Here is a 15,582-nt window from a genome sequence, read left to right as displayed (position 1 = left end):
ACGGAGCTGAGCGGGTCAGCCGAAGTCGACCTGCCGGTGCGCATTGGCCAGCGCGGTGACCACCCCGGTCCCGAACGGACCGAGCCTGTCGAACAGCACGGCCGTGCCCACCGCTACCCCGTCGGTGCCGATGTGATTGTCCGCCTCCACACCCACTTCGAGACCTTCGGGGAGGCGCGACAACGCCAGCGTCACGTCGGCGTTGATGAATCCGACACCCTTGTCGCCCCAGTTGGTCACGAAACTCGTTCCCTCACCGACCATCGCGGTGTTGACGAAGGGCGACTGTTCTTCCCCGACGATCACCGGGAGTTGCCTCGACCACAGGCGTTTGCGATCCGCATTCTGGTGTTCCGACCGCCCCCTCGACCACCGCCCGTCACTGCTGTACCAGGAGTAGGTGTCCGTGGCCGGAGGGGAATCGAGTACTTCCCGTGGTGGCTCCGGATGCTCGTCGCGGGTCCAGACCGATCCCGGAGGCTGCTCCGACCGCCGCAGGTACACGACCGTTGCCCGTGCGGACACCTTCCCGCCCTGGATCAGGCTTGCGTCGGCGACCCGAATCCGGTTCCCGTCCCGCACCCGGGTCGTGGTGAAGGTGATCGGCTCGTTGCGGACCGGTGCGAACAGATCGAGAGTGAAGCGCGCCGGCACGAATCCGTCCGGCGCGTGCGCATTCTCGAGTTCCCGGGCGATCAGCCCGCTCACACACGGCCCGTTGAGCATGGTGTCCGACCACGGACTGGCCGCATATTTCGTCGGCGTGTAGATACCGTCGGCTTCGGTGAAGAATCCACGTTCCGGGCGTTGGGGCATTCCCGGATTCTCGCAAGTACAGGTGTGAGCCCGTTCACCGGGGACGCCCCCGGAGGTGGCACCGAAAGCGATGGGCCAAGATGAGCGCGTGCGCGCACACGAGGTAGATACGGCCCGGGCACCGATCCCACTGCTCGTCGATGTCGACACCGGCATCGACGACGCCCTCGCCCTGCTGTACCTGCTGGCGAGCCCGGAGGCGGAGATCGCCGCAGTCCTGTGCACCGCGGGAAATGTCCCGGTGCACCAGGTGGCGACGAATACCCTTGCGTGGCTGGAGGTGTGCGGCCGCCCGGATATCGAAGTCGCGGTGGGATCGGCGGTGCCCCTCGTCGCGCCGTTGATGACGACCGAGGATACGCACGGCCCCCGCGGTGTCGGTTACGCGGAACTGCCTGCGCCGACGCGCGACCCCTCGGCACGCTCCGCTGCCGAAGCCTGGGTCGAACTCACGCGCGAACGGCCCGGGGAACTGACCGGACTCGTCACCGGACCGCTGACGAACCTCGCTCTCGCTGTGCGTCTCGACCCCGGTGTTCTCACCCGGCTCCGCCGACTGGTCGTGATGGGAGGTTGCTTCAATCACCCGGGCAACACCACGCCGACTTCGGAGTGGAACGTCGCGGTCGATCCCGAGGCCGCGAAAGTCGTGTTCGATGCCTTCGCGGGACTCGCCCCCGAGCGGCGTCCGCTGCTCTGCCCGTTGGATACGACCGAGTCGATCGAGATGCATCCCGCGCACATCGCCCGGATCGCAGAGCTCGCGGGACGTGTTCCCGGAGAAGACTTGTCGCCGGACGATCCCCGCGGCCGGCGATCACGGGCGTCCGTTCCTGTCGTACGCCACCTGTCCGATGCGTTGCGGTTCTACATGGAGTTCCATCGAGACCAGAACCTGGGATACCTCGCCCACGTGCACGATCCGTTCGCCGCGGCGGTGGCACTCGGCACCGTCCCCTTCGTGACACGACCCGCCACCGTCGATGTCGAACTCGACGGGCGGATCACTCGGGGCACGACGGTCGCCGACTGGTCGGGAATCTGGGGACGAGAACCCGATGCCGACATCGTGGTCGGTACGGAACCCGAATATTTCTTCACTCATCTCGTCGAGCGAGTCGCACTTTATGTGCGCGAGTTGTACGTACCCGGGAGTAACAACTAGCGTCGCGTTTGCAACATTTCGGGGACAAGGAGAATAGCGTGGCGCAGAAAGTGCGCGTCGAGTATTTCGACGACATCGACGGTCAACCCATCGCCGATGGTCTGGCGCAATCGTTTCGGATCTCCGTGGACGACGTGGAGTACGAAATCGACCTCCGTCCGGCCAACGCGGACAAGTTCTGGGCCGTTCTACGTCCGTGGCTGAAGAAGCCCCCCGGCGCACGCACACCGGCCGCGCGCGCCGATGTCACGGAACGGGTGATCAAGCCGTCCCGGCCACGGGCGGCCCGCAAGCGCAAGACCATTCCGTCCACCCGCTCCCCGGAACAACTGGCGGCGATCCGGCACTGGGCCCGCAACGAAGGGTTCGACGTCAGTTCGCGGGGCCGCATTCCGTCGCACATCCTCGAGCGGTTCGAGGCAGCGCACTCCTGATCAGGAAGTCAGGTGATGTCGATCGTCGCGGTGGATGGTCACCGCGGCGACGACTACACCCACCACCACGCCGATGAGGGTGTCCCCGACTCGACTGAGCGCGATATCGGCACCGAGTGGTTCGCCGATTCCGGTGAGTAACAGCGCCATTGCGGTGACGAAGATGCTTGCGACGGCGTAATTGCGGGTGACGAACAACTCGGTGATCGTCTGGAGCAGCACGATGACCGCTACGACCGGCCAATAACCGAGATCGAGTACCAGCACCGCCGCCGCGATGAGAGCCCCGACGACGTTGCCGAGCAGACGTTGAATCGCACGGGCGACGGTGTGCCGGTAATTGACGCCCTGCAGGGCGGCCATCGCGCCCATCGTCGCCCACAGCGGATGCTCCAACCCGACGGCCGCCGCGAAGCCTCCCGCGAGTGCCGAAGCTGCCAGGACGCGGCACGCGCCGATGAACAGCGCCCGGTCTCGCAGGAGCAGCGCTCCCTCACGGACGAAACCCCGGGGGCGCTCGAGGTCCGGCACGGCCGAGATGTCCTCGCGAGGAATATCGATGGTGGGGCGCGTCTTCCGCAGTTCCGCCTCGAATCGGACGAAGTCGGCGCGGCGTCCCGCGAAGGTGTCGTGTGGCCCGCTGTCGATCACTGCTTCCGCGGCGCCCACGAGTGCCAGTAGTTCGGCGGTGTGTGAATCCCTGCGGCTGCCGAGCGCGATCACTTCCCGCGCCCGCGCGGCCGCCACGCGGGCGGCGGACACGGCTGCTTCACCCTCGGTCTCGAGAGCAGCGGTCGCCGCGAGGGCACGCGCGACGGCGACGCGCGCCGGCCCGTGTGGATTCCAGAGCGCCGGGAGCAGCGCGACGATCCAGCCGACCAGTGCGCCCATCGCGGCCGCGGCGGTGGCGATCCGCACGTCGGAACCGGTGTGGGCGAAACCTGCCGCGCCGGCGGCGGCGAAGATCAGGATGACGGGTCCCGGGCCCGTCATCCTGAATGCGGACAGGAATAGATAGGCCAGTCCTGCCGCCACCGACAGCACCGCGATCTGGAGCCATATCGAGAGTCCGAGCGCGCCGAGCACCGCACCGGCGAACGTGTATGCGACGACACACGCTCCGATACACGCGAGCTTTCCCGCCATCCGCGGGTACGGCTCGTGGCGAAGGAAGGCACAGCACAGCGATCCGAGCGCCGCAAAACCTGCGACCTCGCTGTATCCGAGCAATCCACCACCGACGAGCGCGATGAGCGTCGCGAGACCGACGCGTATCGCGATCGCGACAGTCGGGTCTGCGCGGCGCATTTCGACCACGTCGTGCCAAGCGGACGGCGAGACGGAATGGGCCAGCGCGCGTACCGAGTGCTGCACGCGACTGTCACGCGTGTCGAAGGAGGAACGCTGCATTCCCCCCACGATAATACTTTGGGGATAAATTATCTACGAAGCGATTCGCTCCGGCCGTTAGAATGCGCATATGCCCTCGTCTTCCGACCGCCCCGACTACGTCGACCGCGTCCGTCGCGCATGGGAAGACCTCTACCCCGACCTCGATCTCCGACCCCTCGACGTGATCGGCCGCATCACCCGCATCGGTGCACTCGCCCTCACCCGACTCGAACGGGAACTCGAACCGCGCGGCATCGGACGCACCGAATTCGAGGTGCTCAGCGCGCTCGCGCGAAGCCCCCATCCGCTGCGTGCCAGCGAAGTCACCTCGGTCACCGGCATTTCCGGTGCGTCCACCACCAAGCACACCGAGCGACTCGCGAAACTCGGACTCGTGGAACGGCTTCGCCTCGAGCGGGACGGACGCGTCGTGCTGTTGTCCCTCACCGATACCGGCCGTGCCCTGGTCGAGTCGGAACTACCGCGGCGGGTGCAGAGCGAGCGGCTCATGCTGGACGGGCTGAGTGAGGACGAACTCGAGGTACTGACGGGCCTGCTGCGGCGCATCGCACGCAACGTCGAAGATCAGACGTTCTCCTGATCGGCAGCCGCATCGCCGGCACGCCGTGATCCCATCCGGCGCTGCGAGATCAGGGCATCTCCATCGTTTCCGACCGTTCGATCTCCGCGATCGCCCGGCGCAGGCAGGGACCGGGGGCCGCCTTCCGCGCGGCGAGCAGATCGGTCAGTACCAACAGCCCGGCGGTGAGGTACTGCTCCGGCGCGATACGAGGATCCGTCGCCTCGACGTCCTGCACCCCCAGAGCGCCGGTGATCACCGCGACCACCGCGTCGGGCTGCATCGACGGAAGCCATCGCACACCGTCGCGTACGGCTCGCGTGAGAACGGTCTGCACGTCCTCACCCGTCAGGCCGTCGGGATGAAGTTCTTCGAACAACTCCCGCATCATCCCGGCATGGACCGCGGTGACCGTCTCGTACGGCAGCCCGACCAGATCGTCGAGTGCATCGCCGAAGACCTCGCTCGCTCCGGCGCGCGCAGCAACGAGAGCCGCATCGGTCGCGGACGCGATCCGCTGGGTCGTCTTCGGCCAATGATCGGGCCACACAGTACTTCGCCTCGCTTTCGGTCGCAGGTCCGCCGGGGGTCGGGGCGGCGAATCCTGCCGCATCAGTTTTCACGATGCCACCGACCCTTCTGCGAACGGGCCGCCCCCCCCCCCCGCGATGCAGCGGTGCCGTTTTCGGGTCACGGCCACTGCCGCGGGCCTATTCTGAGCACACCAAGATCACGACTTCGAGGTGTCATCACGAGGAGTTCCCATGTCCGCGAACCCCGTTTCTCCCTCCGACCCGTTCAGGTCGCTGTTCAAGCAAATCTGGTGGGTAGTCCTCATCCGCGGCATTCTCGCCGTGCTCTTCGGCATCGTCGCGCTCGCGTGGCCGAACATCACGGTGTGGGCACTGGTCATCGTCTTCGCGATCTACGCGATCGTCGACGGGGTGGTGCTCGGTGCCCACGCGGTACGCGACCGCGCGTCGCTCGCCGGGTGGGGGTGGTGGCTCGCGATGGCTGTCGTGTCGGTTGTCGCCGGCATCGTGGCTCTCGTCTGGCCCGGGATCACCGCGCTCGCCCTGCTGTACGTGGTCGCCTTCTACGCCATCCTGTACGGCATCACCGGCATCGTCGGCGGCCTTCGATTCCGGAAGGTCCCGGAATCCGGGTGGGTCTGGTCGGTGATCGCCGGGGTCCTCGCGGTGGTGTTCGGCCTGATCCTTCTCATCTTCCCCGGAGAAGGCATCCTCAGCCTGATCTTCCTCGTCGGCATCTACGCGATCCTGTTCGGCGCGCTGCTGATCGTGATGGCGTTCCAGGTGCGCAACTCCGCGAAGCGGATCGGCGTCATCTGACGGGCGGCGCTCCTGCTTGCGGTGTAACAAACCGACCGGTATCCCCGACGTTCTGACGGAACACACTTCCTCAGAACGGATCGACTATGAATCCTCCTGCCGGCTGGCATCCCGACCCCTTCGACCCGTCCGTCGACCGCTATTGGGACGGTGAACGGTGGACGGAGCAAACCAGGCCGAAAGGTAGCGATACTCCCACCCAGGTCTTCGGTTCTGTCGATCCAGGGGGCAACCCGCCGGCCGAGGAAAAGAAGCGCCGGAAGTGGCCGTGGGTGGTCGGCGCAGGGTTCGTGGGGCTGTTGGCCCTCGGAGCAGCCGTAGGCGAGGAACAACCGGCGCCTGATTCCACCTCGGTCGTGTCTACGACGACCAGTTCGGCAGCTCAGACCACAACGACGGCGCGACCCACCACGACGACAACGCTCCGGACGACTACCCCGGCGCCCACCACGACCTCGGAGGCTCCCGCTCCGGTGCCGTTGGTCCCTCAGGTGGAAACGACAACCAGCGCGACAACGGACTACACGCCACCGGCTGCCCCGGCGTACACCCCGCCCCCGGCAACGCAATACACGCCTCCGCCCACCGCGGAGTACACACCTCCGCCCACGACGGAGTACACGCCTCCGCCGCAACCGAGTGCGTCGTACAAGAACTGCGGCGAGGTAAAGGCAGCAGGTGCCGCTCCCATCCGTAGAGGCGAACCCGGGTATGCAGCCCACCTGGACAGGGACGGGGACGGCATCGCCTGCGAAAAGTAGCCTCCTGGCGGTGCAGGCGGCATCCGCCGACCCGATAGCGACCGGTCAGGCGTTCGCGAGTCGTCCCCAGGCGTGCCAATGATCGATCTCGATCCACGCGCTCACCCGCCGCCTGTCGCGCTGGTGGTAGGGGCGGCCGGTGTAGTGCGTCGAGATGCGGTCGATATCGGCCAGATCCGGATCGTCGACGAATTCCACCACCCGGCCCTGGATGCTGACGTGGGTGATCCAGTCCTGGGGATCCATCGCGGACAGGCTCACACGCGGGTCGTGGCGCAGGTATTCGAGCCGCTTTCGTCCCTCGTCCATGTTCACGAGAATGCGACCGTTCTCGTACATGTACCAGGTGGGCACCGACACCGGTTGCCCGTCGGCCCGCAGCGTGCTGATGGTGGCGTAATTGGGCTGGGCAAGGAACTCGGCAACGGCGGCAGGAACCGGAGGCTTCGGCACAATCGAGCCTTTCTCGAGGTGAGGATCGGTACCGGACAAGCCTATGCCCGAGCACGCGGGTCGTCCGCCGGAAGTGCACCGAGAAGACAGCGCGCCGACGCTCAATACCGCGGGTTGGCAACCCTCAGCCGCGTTTCTGCCAGATCTCGGATGACGCAGCCGACCGGTGTGTCCCCCAGAGTGACGTCACCTGCACGCAGGCCGAGTGCGAGTTCCGATTCCGTGCGATAGCCGAGAGCCGCTAGCCGCGCGCGAAGTTGTTCTCGCACCGCGTATCCGACCTCCGACTCGCGCGCGGCGATACCGAGAACATGCGCGGCGACACGAGAGCGATAGACGGTCCGCGGGTCGGCCCCTGCTGACGCGTCGACGACGAAATCCTGGACCGCCCGCAGCAACTCGCCGATGCGGGGAGTGCCGAACAACTCGTCTGCCCGATCGTCACCGGCCTGTGCGACGTCACCGGTCGCACTCGCCGGCACACCGAGCAGGTCCAGCAGGTCGTGTTCGCATTCCGCGACGCGGCGGCCGATGGCCAGCAGTTCGAGGGTGTTGTCGCCGACCTCGCCCGCACGCATCGCCTGCACCCGGCAGATGACCGCCCACCGCAGCGACCCGAAGACCTCCCACCAGCGCACCGCATCCGGATCCGGTGTCACACCGCATTCCTCGGCGTAACCGCGAAACAGGTCGTCGCGCGACCCGAACCCTCCGACGGGGTGCGGCGACCCGAATCGCCATGTCTTCGTGCACAGCCAGCCGAGATCTTCCATCGGGTCGCCCACGTGCGCCAACTCCCAGTCCAGCACCCCCCGGATGCCGTCCTCGTCGACGAGGATATTTCCGTTACGAAAGTCGCCGTGCACGACCGACTTCCGTGTGGCCGTTGGCCGGTTGTCTCTCAGCCAGGAGAACGCCGCCTCCAGAGCGGGCAACGGAGCTCCGGTCCGCGTGTACTCGCCGAACAGAAACTCCATCGGGTCGTAGTCCGGAAGGCCCGGCACCGCCACCGGGTCCATCCGGTGCAGTCGGGCGAGCGCGCGCCCGAGGTCGTACGGTAGGCGCGGTCGCACGGAACCGAACCGCTCGTCGCGCAGCAGACGCTGGGGCAGCGCCTCGCCGGGCAGGCGTGACATCACCAGGTACGATCCGATACCCGGCAACGGCTCGGTGCCACTGCTGTCCACGATCTCCGGTACTGGGACTCCCGCTCTGCCCGCTTCCACGAAAGCCGCTGCTTCCATGGACATTCGGGCGGGATCTTCTCGGCCCGGCGGGTCGCGGCGCAGGATCAGTTCGGGTGGCACCGCGGGATCGGGCTTCGTCGTCAGCGACCAGGTCTCGCGGCTGGCCCCGCCGGTGAGCCGTTCGACGCCGGTGAACACGCACGACGCGCCCAGGACCGTCGACAGTCGCTCCGCCAGTGCGTCCTCGAACCTCTCGCTCATCCCGTACCGAACCGTCGTCCTGCGGGCGCGGCGATCAGTCGAATTCCATTCCCGCGGCCTCGCCGCGCTGTCGCGTCGTGTTGGCGCCGTCGAGTGATTCACGAATGATGTCGGCGTGTCCGCTGTGGTGGGCGGTCTCGCGAATGATGTGGATGAGGATCTTGCGGGCACTCATCCATTCCCGCGTAGGCGTCCACGGAGCAATCGGAAGCGGCACCTGTCGGTTCAGGTCGAGAGTCACGACGTACTCCTCCGTCGCATCCGCGATCGCGCGGTAGTTCTCGAGCAGGTCGGCGAGGGACTCGTCGTCGCGCATGAAGTACTGTTCCATCTGCGCATCCATGTCCGTGACCTCGGCGTTTTCGTCCATCTCACGAATCGTCTCGATCCAGGACCGCTCGGTGTTCGCGACGTGCTTGACGAGGCCACCCAGCGTCAACTCGCTCGCGGTCGAGCGCGTGCGAGCCTGCTCGTCGTCGATTCCGCGGACGGTGATGAGAAACATCTCGCGCTGCTCGGCCAGCATCTCCAGGATGTCCGCGTGTTCACCGGTGACTGTGCTCTGGTTCATGACCACTCCTCGTTTCCGGATTCCGTCGATGCTGTCACGGTAGAAACGATTGCGGTCGGCTTCGGTCCTAGATCTGCGCCTCGTGCCGGATTCGGTACAAAAGTGGTCAGGCGGCGAAGCCGACCGCACCGATCACCGGAATGATCGTCATGAACACGATCGCGATCACGAACAACGTGATCGTGACCTTCCTGTCCCAGCGCGACCGTGCTCCCGTCGCCGCAAGAAGAAAGAAGACGAAGCCGATGCAGATGGAGCCGATCCCGATGATCACCGATGTTTCGAGCATGGTTCCATCATCGCCCACGCGGGCGGGCGCCTCACGCGGGCCCGTCCGCCGAGCGTGTGAGCGCGATCAGCGATTGAGCTGCGTGATCCGGCCGGAGAGCACAGTCGCGAAACTCGTCCAGCCGGCGTAGGGAGCGAGCGCCGCCCCGGCCACCGGGTTCGCCGCCGCCGTCCGGCGCGTGAGGTCGACCGTACTCGCGGCCAGAGCAGCGGCCACCAGCGTCGCGGGAACGAGCCGGTGCCACGCGAAGAACATCCACGACCAGGACGCATTGAGCACCAGGTTGACGCCGAGCGCAGTGACGTACTTGCGCCGGCCGTCGTGATCCCCGCGTTCGGTGAGCGAATCGATCGCGACCGCCGAGGTGGCCGCGATATCCGCGTAGAGCGCCGTCCACACCACGGGGAATGCCGCAGCCGGAGGCTGGATGCCGGGCTTGCGCAGCCTGCGGTACCACTTGGAATCCGTTTCGCGGGAAGCGATGGAACCGACGACCGCGGTCACAGTGGTCGCTGCGGCGGTGGCGAGGACGGTAGTGAGCTTCATGCGGGGTGACTCCTGTCGAGTGCATTCCTCTGTGTCGGTCGGACTTCTGTGTCGGTCGGACTTCTGTGTCGGTCGGACTTCTGTGTCGGTCGGACTTCTGTGTCGGTCGGGGGCCGGCTCGCGGCTCCGACCGGCTACCCGGGCTCTCGCGCCTCGAAACGCTCCCGGCACCCCGGCGAGTAACCTGGCCCCGCGAGCACGCAGGGGACGGCGACGGGGGCGGGTGATGAGCGGAATCACACAGATCGGCGACGGGGTATGGGCTTTCGTGCGTCCGTCGGGAGGTTGGGGCGAGGCCAACACCGGGCTGATCGTCGCTCCGGGTACGGCGTCGATGGTTGTGGACACCGTCTGGGACACGGCGTGGGCGAAGCGCGTGGCGGAGGTGCAGCAACCTCTCGTGGCGCACGCTCCGATCACCGAGGCCGTCAATACCCACAGCGACGGTGACCACTGGTGGGGCAACGACACCCTGCCGTCGTCCACGCGGATCACGACGAGCCGTGCCGCCCTGGCCGGCATGCACGAGGATCTTCCACCAGCGGCGCTCGGTGCGCTGGCGGGGATCGGCGGGGTGCTCGGCGCACTGCCGGGGCCGGTCGGCGCCGCAGGTGCGTATGTTGCCCGCGTGCGCGGCGGCGCTCGCTTTCCCCGTCGCACCCCACGCCTGCCCGACCGCACCTTCGACACGCGGGACATCATCGACATCGGCGACCGCCGAATAGAACTCGAACGGCTCGGGCCGTGTCACACCGCCGGCGATCTCGTCGCCCATGTTCCCGACGCCGGTGTCGTGTTCGCAGGCGACCTGCTCTTCATCGGTTCGACGCCGATCCTGTGGCACGGGCCGATGGAGAACTGGTTCTCCGCACTCGAGCGACTGATCTCGTGGGACGCCGCAACCTACGTTCCGGGCCACGGGCCACTGTGCGGCCACGCCGAGATCCGGGCGCTGCGCGATTACTGGGCGTGGGTGAACGACGCGGGTCGTGACCGGCACAGGGCCGGCCTCTCACCTCTGCAGGCGGCACGAGAACTCGTGCGCAGCCCGGAATTCCGGCAGTGGCGCGAGTGGGAGTCGCCGGAACGCCTCGTACTGAGCCTGAGCACGCTCTTCGATCAGTGGAACGGGAATCCCCCCGGCCCCCCGGCGATCCGCCGCCGCGCCCGCGCATTCGCGGACGCGGAGACGCTCCTCCGCGAGGGGATTCTCTGAACCACCACGTGCAGCAGCGTTACGACAGATGCTCCGGCTGGGGGCGCGTCTTGTGCGACCAGTCGGATCCCACTTCCTGAGTGCTGCACACGTCGGGGCACTCGCTGCTGCGGGTGCCCGTGGGCGCAATCGAAATCACGACCGATTTGTAGGTCGGGCAATTGCTTTCGAGAGCAGTGGAATCGAGAGGGACCAACGGGTTGGTCTCCGGGTAGTAGGCCGCCGCAGACCCGCGCGGCACGTCGTACTCGACGACGCGGAACCGATGGGCGCAGCGCACCCGCTCGTCACCGTCCCACCGGGTGAAAAGGTCGACGATGTCGCCCGGGTCGAGCCCCGCCGCGGCGATGTCCTCACGATGCATGAACACCACACGACGACCGCCCTCGATACCGCGATAGCGGTCGCTCAGCCCGTAGATGGTGGTGTTGAACTGGTCGTGACTGCGCAGCGTCTGCAAGAGGAGATGCCCCGGGGGCACCTGGACGACCTCGATCGGGGACACCGCGAATTCTGCTTTCCCCGTCTCGGTTTGGAAAGTCCGTGTATCTCGCGGCGGGTGCGGGAGGATGAATCCGCCGGGCCGCCGGACATTGACCTCGTACCCCTCGCATCCGGGTACCACCCTCGCGATCCGCGAGCGGATGTTCGCGTAGTCGTCGCGCATCGCCTTCCAGTCGATGCCGTAACGGTCCCCGATCGTCGCCTCGGCGATGCTCGTGATGATCGAGACCTCCGACCGGAGATGCTCACTGGCCGGTTCGAGCGGACCACGGGAGGCGTGCACCGAGCATTCCGTGTCTTCGACGGAGACGAACTGGTGACCGGATGCCTGCACGTCCTTCTCGGTTCGTCCGAGCGTCGGCAGGATGAGCGCTGTATCTCCGCACACCAGATGAGACCGGTTGAGCTTGGTGGAGATGTGGACGGTCATGTCGATTCCGGACATGGCTTCGGACGTGACCACCGTGTCGGGGGCGGATTGCACGAAGTTGCCTCCGAGGCCGAGGAAGAACTTCGCCTTGCCGTCCCGCATCGCGCGGATGGAATCGACTGTGTCGAAGCCGTATTCGCGCGGCGGGTCGAAACCGAACTCCTTCTCGAGCGCGTCGAGGAAGTGCTGCGGCGGGCGCTCCCAGATGCCCATGGTGCGGTCGCCCTGCACGTTGGAATGGCCGCGCACCGGCATGAGGCCGGCACCCCGTCGGCCGATGTTCCCCTGTGCGAACGCGACATTGCAGATTTCTTTGATGGTCGCCACGGCGTTGCGATGCTGCGTCACACCCATTGCCCAGCAGAACACCGTGGCCTTCGACCGCCGCAGCATCTGGGCCGCCTCGGTGATCAGTTGCCGCGACAGCCCGGTCGCCGAGATCACCTCGTCCCAGTCGACGTTCTGGACATGCCGCTTCCAGTCCTCGAAACCGTCGGTGTACTCCCGCACGAAATCGTGATCGATCGCATCCCACTCGACGAGCAACGACGCGATCCCCTGCATCAACGCGAGGTCGCCGTTCACCGCGATGGGCAGGTGCAGGTCGGCGAGGTCCGTGCCGTGCCCGACGACACCGCGCGGGGTCTGCGGATTACGGAAGTTGACCAGGCCCGCCTCGCGGAGCGGATTGATCGCAAGGATCTTTGCTCCGTTGCGCTTGGCATCTTCGAGTGCGGTGAGCATGCGCGGATGATTGGTGCCGGGATTCTGGCCCTGGAGAATAATCAGCTCGGCGTTGTAGACGTCGTCGAGCGTGACGCTGGCCTTGCCGATACCGATCGACTCCTGCAACGCGATGCTGGTGGACTCGTGGCACATGTTGGAGCAATCGGGCAGGTTGTTGGTGCCGAATGCACGGGCGAACAACTGGTACACGAACGCCGCCTCGTTCGAGGCCCGGCCGGAGGTGTAGAAGAGGGCTTCGTCGGGGCTGTCGAGTGAACGCAGCTGCTCGCCGATGAGCGCGTAGGCGTCGTCCCAGTCGATCGGTGTGTAATGGGTGGCACCGGGGCGTTTGACCATCGGGTGCGTGATGCGTCCCTGCTTGCCCAGCCAGAGCTCACTGTGCTGGGAGAGATCGGCGATGCTGTGCCGCGCGAAGAACTCGGGAGTGACCCGGTCGCGGGTGGCCTCCTCGGCAACCGCCTTGGCACCGTTCTCGCAGAACTCCGCGGTCTTCCGGTGCCCCGGCTCCGGGTCGGGCCACGCGCAGCTCATGCAGTCGAATCCCTCCTCCTGATTGAGCTGGAGAAGGGTCTCGGCCGAGCGCACTATGCCCATTTCCCGCAACGAGCGTTTCAACGCGACCGCAACGCCGGTGACGCCGGCGGCACTGTTCTTGTGGTCTCCGACGCGCAAGTCCTGCTCGTCGTACTCGCGTCGTTGATCGTCCCGCATCAGATCACTCCTCACAGCGCAGCGTTTTGTGCTCTGTCCAGTGTGACAGAACCCATAGAACCGGGAGGTCGAAGAGCCGCGGGGGGGGGGGGGGGGGGGGGGGGGGGGGGGGGGGGGGGGGGGGGGGGGGGGGGGGGGGGGGGGGCGGCCCCCCCCGGCGGCGCGCCCCCCCCCCCGGCGCCGTCCGTCCGCTACTTGCGGCCGGCCTGCCACTTCATGCCCCACCCGTACTTGCGGTCGAGGTCGGACTGACTGCCGTCGATGTACTCCACCAGGCGGTTGACGGTGACTCCCTGACCGGTGTTCTCGATCATCGCGATGGCGCAGATGCGTGCCCCGTTGTTGGGGGAATCGAGGCGGACCTCGATCTGCGGTCCGGACGGCGGGGACAGCGTGACCACGCCGTCGACCGCGGCCCAGTTGGGCGCGCCCTGGTAGATCATCGCGAAGATCAGCACGCGCTTGAAGAGTTCGGGGCGTTCGAGGTTGATGTGCATGTTCTCGCCACCCGCCACCGAACCGGTGCGGTCGTCACCGTCGAGGTGGATGTACGGCGGCGTGTTCAGCGCTCCGAAGCTGTTGCCGAGAGCCTGGATGACACCCTTGGACCCGTCGGCAAGCTCGAAGAGGCAGCCGAGGTCGAGGTCGACACCGTTGCTCGCGCCGGTCAGCTTGGCGAGGAAGCCCTTCTTCTGCTCCCCGCGCGACCAGTCGAGGTTGACGCGCGTGACGCCCCGAGCGGACCCGCCCTTGGACAGGCTGACCGTCGGGGACTCTTTCGTGAGGTTGATCTTGCTGAGGTTGACGCCCGAATTCTGTTCAGGCTTCTTGCTGTAGTCGATGGCCACGATTACCTTTCGTCGGAACTGCGGTGTGCGGACTGCACTGGGGGTACGAAACAGCGAAGGGAGCCCTCTTCCCGAAATCCGGGTCGGAGGCTCCCTTCGCTGTCGAACTCACTGTCGGACTGCTCAGGCGGACACTATTTCGTCCGCGTCCGCCTTCTTGGCGTTGTTGCGATTGCGGTAGACGCTCGAAGCGAAGGCTGCGCCGATCAGGGCGATACCGACCAGGCCGGTGATCACCTCGGGAACGTGCGTGCCGATCGAGTACAGCAGGATCAACGCGAGTGCGCCGATCGCCCAGTGGGCGCCGTGCTCGAGATACACGTAATCGTTCAGCGTGCCCTTGCGGACGAGGTAGATGGTGATGGATCGGACGAACATCGCGCCGATGAAGCCCAGACCCAGGGCGATGATGATCGGGTCGGACGTGATCGCGAACGCCCCGATGACGCCGTCGAACGAGAACGAAGCGTCGAGGACCTCGAGGTAGAGGAACAGGAAGAACCCGGCCTTACCGGTGGCCTTGGCCAGTCCGCTCGGCCCACCGGTGGGTACTTCGTCTTCTTCCGGGACATGGAACATCTCGCCGAGACCGTTGACCGCGATGTAGGTGATCATGCCGAGCGCACCGGCGATCATCACCGTCGACACCTTGTCGTCGGGTGCGATGACGGTGGCGGTGATCAGCAGCAGTGCGGTGGCGACGACAACCTCGAGCTGGTCGAGCTTGCCGGCCTTCGCGAGCGGAACTTCGAGCCACTTCAGCCACTTGATCTCACGCTCTTCGAGCATGAAGTGCAGGAACAGCATCAGCAGGAACATGCCGCCGAACGCAGCGATCTGGGGGTGCGCGTCGGTGATCAGCGTCTCGTAGCTCGCGCTGCCGTCGGGGAAGTATGCGGCCCCGTCCGCCGGCGGATTGAGCGCAAGATCGAGTGCCGCGATCGGACCGAGCCCGGATGCCACCCACACGATGAGCAGCGGGAACACCAGACGCATGCCGAAGACGGCGATGAGGATGCCGACGGTGAGGAAGATCTTCTGCCAGAACTCGCTCATCCGGCGCAGGACGGTCGCGTTGATGACCGCGTTGTCGAACGAGAGCGAGACTTCGAGGATGCCGAGGATCACACAGAGGAACAGAGCCTGGGGGCCACCGTAGAGAAACGCCACCACAAGAGAGATGACGGTGACGGCCAGCGACGGGCCGAATATTCGCAGAACCACGAAGCGTGGCCTTTCTGAGTAGAAGTCAGGGGCGGTGCAGGGTGGTTACTGCAGGCTCCGGAGAGCGTCGATCCGGCCCCGGCACGGCCGGGACC

Annotated in this window: 17 protein-coding genes; 6 read left to right on the top strand and 11 right to left on the bottom strand. The window is 66.4% G+C overall.

Annotated elements, in window-relative coordinates:
• Nucleotides 1-15: 15 nt before the first annotated feature.
• Nucleotides 16-816, bottom strand: a complete 801-nt coding sequence (locus TVH25_RS04335; protein ID WP_169622918.1) for an acyl-CoA thioesterase domain-containing protein — start codon at nt 814-816, stop codon at nt 16-18.
• A gap of 70 nt (nt 817-886) precedes the next feature.
• Here TVH25_RS04335 and TVH25_RS04330 point away from each other — a divergent pair, with 70 nt between their 5' ends.
• Both TVH25_RS04330 and TVH25_RS04325 read left to right on the top strand, forming a co-directional pair.
• Nucleotides 887-1,981 (top strand): nucleoside hydrolase, encoded by a 1,095-nt coding sequence (locus TVH25_RS04330; protein WP_422423433.1) that lies wholly within the window; start codon nt 887-889, stop codon nt 1,979-1,981.
• A gap of 38 nt (nt 1,982-2,019) precedes the next feature.
• On the top strand, nt 2,020-2,415 hold the full coding sequence (locus tag TVH25_RS04325) for a histone-like nucleoid-structuring protein Lsr2 (RefSeq protein ID WP_169652848.1): 396 nt from the start codon (nt 2,020-2,022) through the stop codon (nt 2,413-2,415).
• Here the strand turns inward: TVH25_RS04325 and TVH25_RS04320 are convergent, their stop codons facing one another.
• The gene (locus TVH25_RS04320) at nt 2,416-3,825 is read right to left on the bottom strand and encodes an FUSC family protein (protein WP_422423432.1); all 1,410 of its coding nucleotides are present in this window, start codon (nt 3,823-3,825) and stop codon (nt 2,416-2,418) included.
• Between the two features lie 70 nt (nt 3,826-3,895).
• Between TVH25_RS04320 and TVH25_RS04315 the strand changes: the two genes are divergently transcribed.
• The gene (locus tag TVH25_RS04315) at nt 3,896-4,408 is read left to right on the top strand and encodes a MarR family winged helix-turn-helix transcriptional regulator (RefSeq protein WP_169652846.1); all 513 of its coding nucleotides are present in this window, start codon (nt 3,896-3,898) and stop codon (nt 4,406-4,408) included.
• Nucleotides 4,409-4,457: 49 nt separating this feature from the next.
• On the opposite strand, the gene TVH25_RS04310 is transcribed toward TVH25_RS04315, so the two are convergent.
• Nucleotides 4,458-4,937 carry a hypothetical protein gene (locus TVH25_RS04310; protein ID WP_169652845.1) on the bottom strand — a complete coding sequence of 160 codons (480 nt, stop codon included), beginning with the start codon at nt 4,935-4,937 and terminating at the stop codon, nt 4,458-4,460.
• 214 nt (nt 4,938-5,151) lie between these two features.
• On the opposite strand from TVH25_RS04310, the gene TVH25_RS04305 reads away from it, so the two are divergent.
• Nucleotides 5,152-5,739, top strand: coding sequence for an HdeD family acid-resistance protein (locus TVH25_RS04305; RefSeq protein WP_169623004.1), 588 nt, complete (start codon nt 5,152-5,154; stop codon nt 5,737-5,739).
• Between the two features lie 86 nt (nt 5,740-5,825).
• Entirely contained in the window at nt 5,826-6,500 is a 675-nt protein-coding gene (locus TVH25_RS04300) for an excalibur calcium-binding domain-containing protein (RefSeq protein WP_169652844.1), read from the top strand.
• A gap of 45 nt (nt 6,501-6,545) precedes the next feature.
• On the opposite strand, the gene TVH25_RS04295 is transcribed toward TVH25_RS04300, so the two are convergent.
• The 5 genes from TVH25_RS04295 to TVH25_RS04275 all read right to left on the bottom strand — a co-directional run bounded on the left by TVH25_RS04295 (nt 6,546) and on the right by TVH25_RS04275 (nt 9,807).
• Complete coding sequence (locus tag TVH25_RS04295; protein ID WP_169623007.1) at nt 6,546-6,953, bottom strand: PPOX class F420-dependent oxidoreductase; 408 nt, start codon at nt 6,951-6,953, stop codon at nt 6,546-6,548.
• A 101-nt stretch (nt 6,954-7,054) separates the two neighbouring features.
• Nucleotides 7,055-8,401, bottom strand: a complete 1,347-nt coding sequence (locus TVH25_RS04290; protein WP_422423431.1) for a phosphotransferase family protein — start codon at nt 8,399-8,401, stop codon at nt 7,055-7,057.
• A gap of 34 nt (nt 8,402-8,435) precedes the next feature.
• A complete protein-coding gene (locus TVH25_RS04285) occupies nt 8,436-8,972 on the bottom strand; it encodes a DinB family protein (RefSeq protein WP_296550367.1) in 537 nt (178 codons plus the stop codon).
• A gap of 106 nt (nt 8,973-9,078) precedes the next feature.
• Nucleotides 9,079-9,261 carry a hypothetical protein gene (locus TVH25_RS04280; protein ID WP_072700725.1) on the bottom strand — a complete coding sequence of 61 codons (183 nt, stop codon included), beginning with the start codon at nt 9,259-9,261 and terminating at the stop codon, nt 9,079-9,081.
• 66 nt (nt 9,262-9,327) lie between these two features.
• A complete protein-coding gene (locus tag TVH25_RS04275; RefSeq protein ID WP_422423430.1) occupies nt 9,328-9,807 on the bottom strand; it encodes a TspO/MBR family protein in 480 nt (159 codons plus the stop codon).
• Nucleotides 9,808-10,033: 226 nt separating this feature from the next.
• Between TVH25_RS04275 and TVH25_RS04270 the strand changes: the two genes are divergently transcribed.
• A complete protein-coding gene (locus tag TVH25_RS04270) occupies nt 10,034-11,023 on the top strand; it encodes an MBL fold metallo-hydrolase (protein ID WP_422423429.1) in 990 nt (329 codons plus the stop codon).
• 19 nt (nt 11,024-11,042) lie between these two features.
• On the opposite strand, the gene TVH25_RS04265 is transcribed toward TVH25_RS04270, so the two are convergent.
• The 3 genes from TVH25_RS04265 to TVH25_RS04255 form a co-directional block, all read right to left on the bottom strand.
• Nucleotides 11,043-13,415, bottom strand: a complete 2,373-nt coding sequence (locus TVH25_RS04265; protein ID WP_169623012.1) for an FdhF/YdeP family oxidoreductase — start codon at nt 13,413-13,415, stop codon at nt 11,043-11,045.
• A gap of 191 nt (nt 13,416-13,606) precedes the next feature.
• Nucleotides 13,607-14,263, bottom strand: a complete 657-nt coding sequence (locus tag TVH25_RS04260) for a TerD family protein (protein ID WP_169623013.1) — start codon at nt 14,261-14,263, stop codon at nt 13,607-13,609.
• 123 nt (nt 14,264-14,386) lie between these two features.
• Nucleotides 14,387-15,487: a DUF475 domain-containing protein gene (locus TVH25_RS04255; protein WP_169623014.1), complete on the bottom strand. Its 1,101-nt coding sequence runs from the start codon at nt 15,485-15,487 to the stop codon at nt 14,387-14,389.
• Between the last annotated feature and the right edge of the window lie 95 nt (nt 15,488-15,582).

Origin of the sequence: Rhodococcus sp. 7Tela_A2, from assembly GCF_049311045.1 — a bacterium.
Taxonomy (GTDB): domain Bacteria; phylum Actinomycetota; class Actinomycetes; order Mycobacteriales; family Mycobacteriaceae; genus Rhodococcus.
The sequence above is the reverse complement of the archived record's forward strand: the minus strand, read 5'-3'. Positions and strand labels throughout refer to the sequence as shown.

Coding starts and splice junctions, on each gene's coding strand:
- TVH25_RS04335 (WP_169622918.1), bottom strand. CDS start 816: ATGCCCCAACGCCCGGAACGTGGATTCTTCACCGAAGCCGACGGTATC.
- TVH25_RS04330 (WP_422423433.1), top strand. CDS start 887: ATGGGCCAAGATGAGCGCGTGCGCGCACACGAGGTAGATACGGCCCGG.
- TVH25_RS04320 (WP_422423432.1), bottom strand. CDS start 3,825: ATGCAGCGTTCCTCCTTCGACACGCGTGACAGTCGCGTGCAGCACTCG.
- TVH25_RS04315 (WP_169652846.1), top strand. CDS start 3,896: ATGCCCTCGTCTTCCGACCGCCCCGACTACGTCGACCGCGTCCGTCGC.
- TVH25_RS04305 (WP_169623004.1), top strand. CDS start 5,152: ATGTCCGCGAACCCCGTTTCTCCCTCCGACCCGTTCAGGTCGCTGTTC.
- TVH25_RS04300 (WP_169652844.1), top strand. CDS start 5,826: ATGAATCCTCCTGCCGGCTGGCATCCCGACCCCTTCGACCCGTCCGTC.
- TVH25_RS04290 (WP_422423431.1), bottom strand. CDS start 8,401: ATGAGCGAGAGGTTCGAGGACGCACTGGCGGAGCGACTGTCGACGGTC.
- TVH25_RS04285 (WP_296550367.1), bottom strand. CDS start 8,972: ATGAACCAGAGCACAGTCACCGGTGAACACGCGGACATCCTGGAGATG.
- TVH25_RS04280 (WP_072700725.1), bottom strand. CDS start 9,261: ATGCTCGAAACATCGGTGATCATCGGGATCGGCTCCATCTGCATCGGC.
- TVH25_RS04275 (WP_422423430.1), bottom strand. CDS start 9,807: ATGAAGCTCACTACCGTCCTCGCCACCGCCGCAGCGACCACTGTGACC.
- TVH25_RS04270 (WP_422423429.1), top strand. CDS start 10,034: ATGAGCGGAATCACACAGATCGGCGACGGGGTATGGGCTTTCGTGCGT.
- TVH25_RS04265 (WP_169623012.1), bottom strand. CDS start 13,415: ATGCGGGACGATCAACGACGCGAGTACGACGAGCAGGACTTGCGCGTC.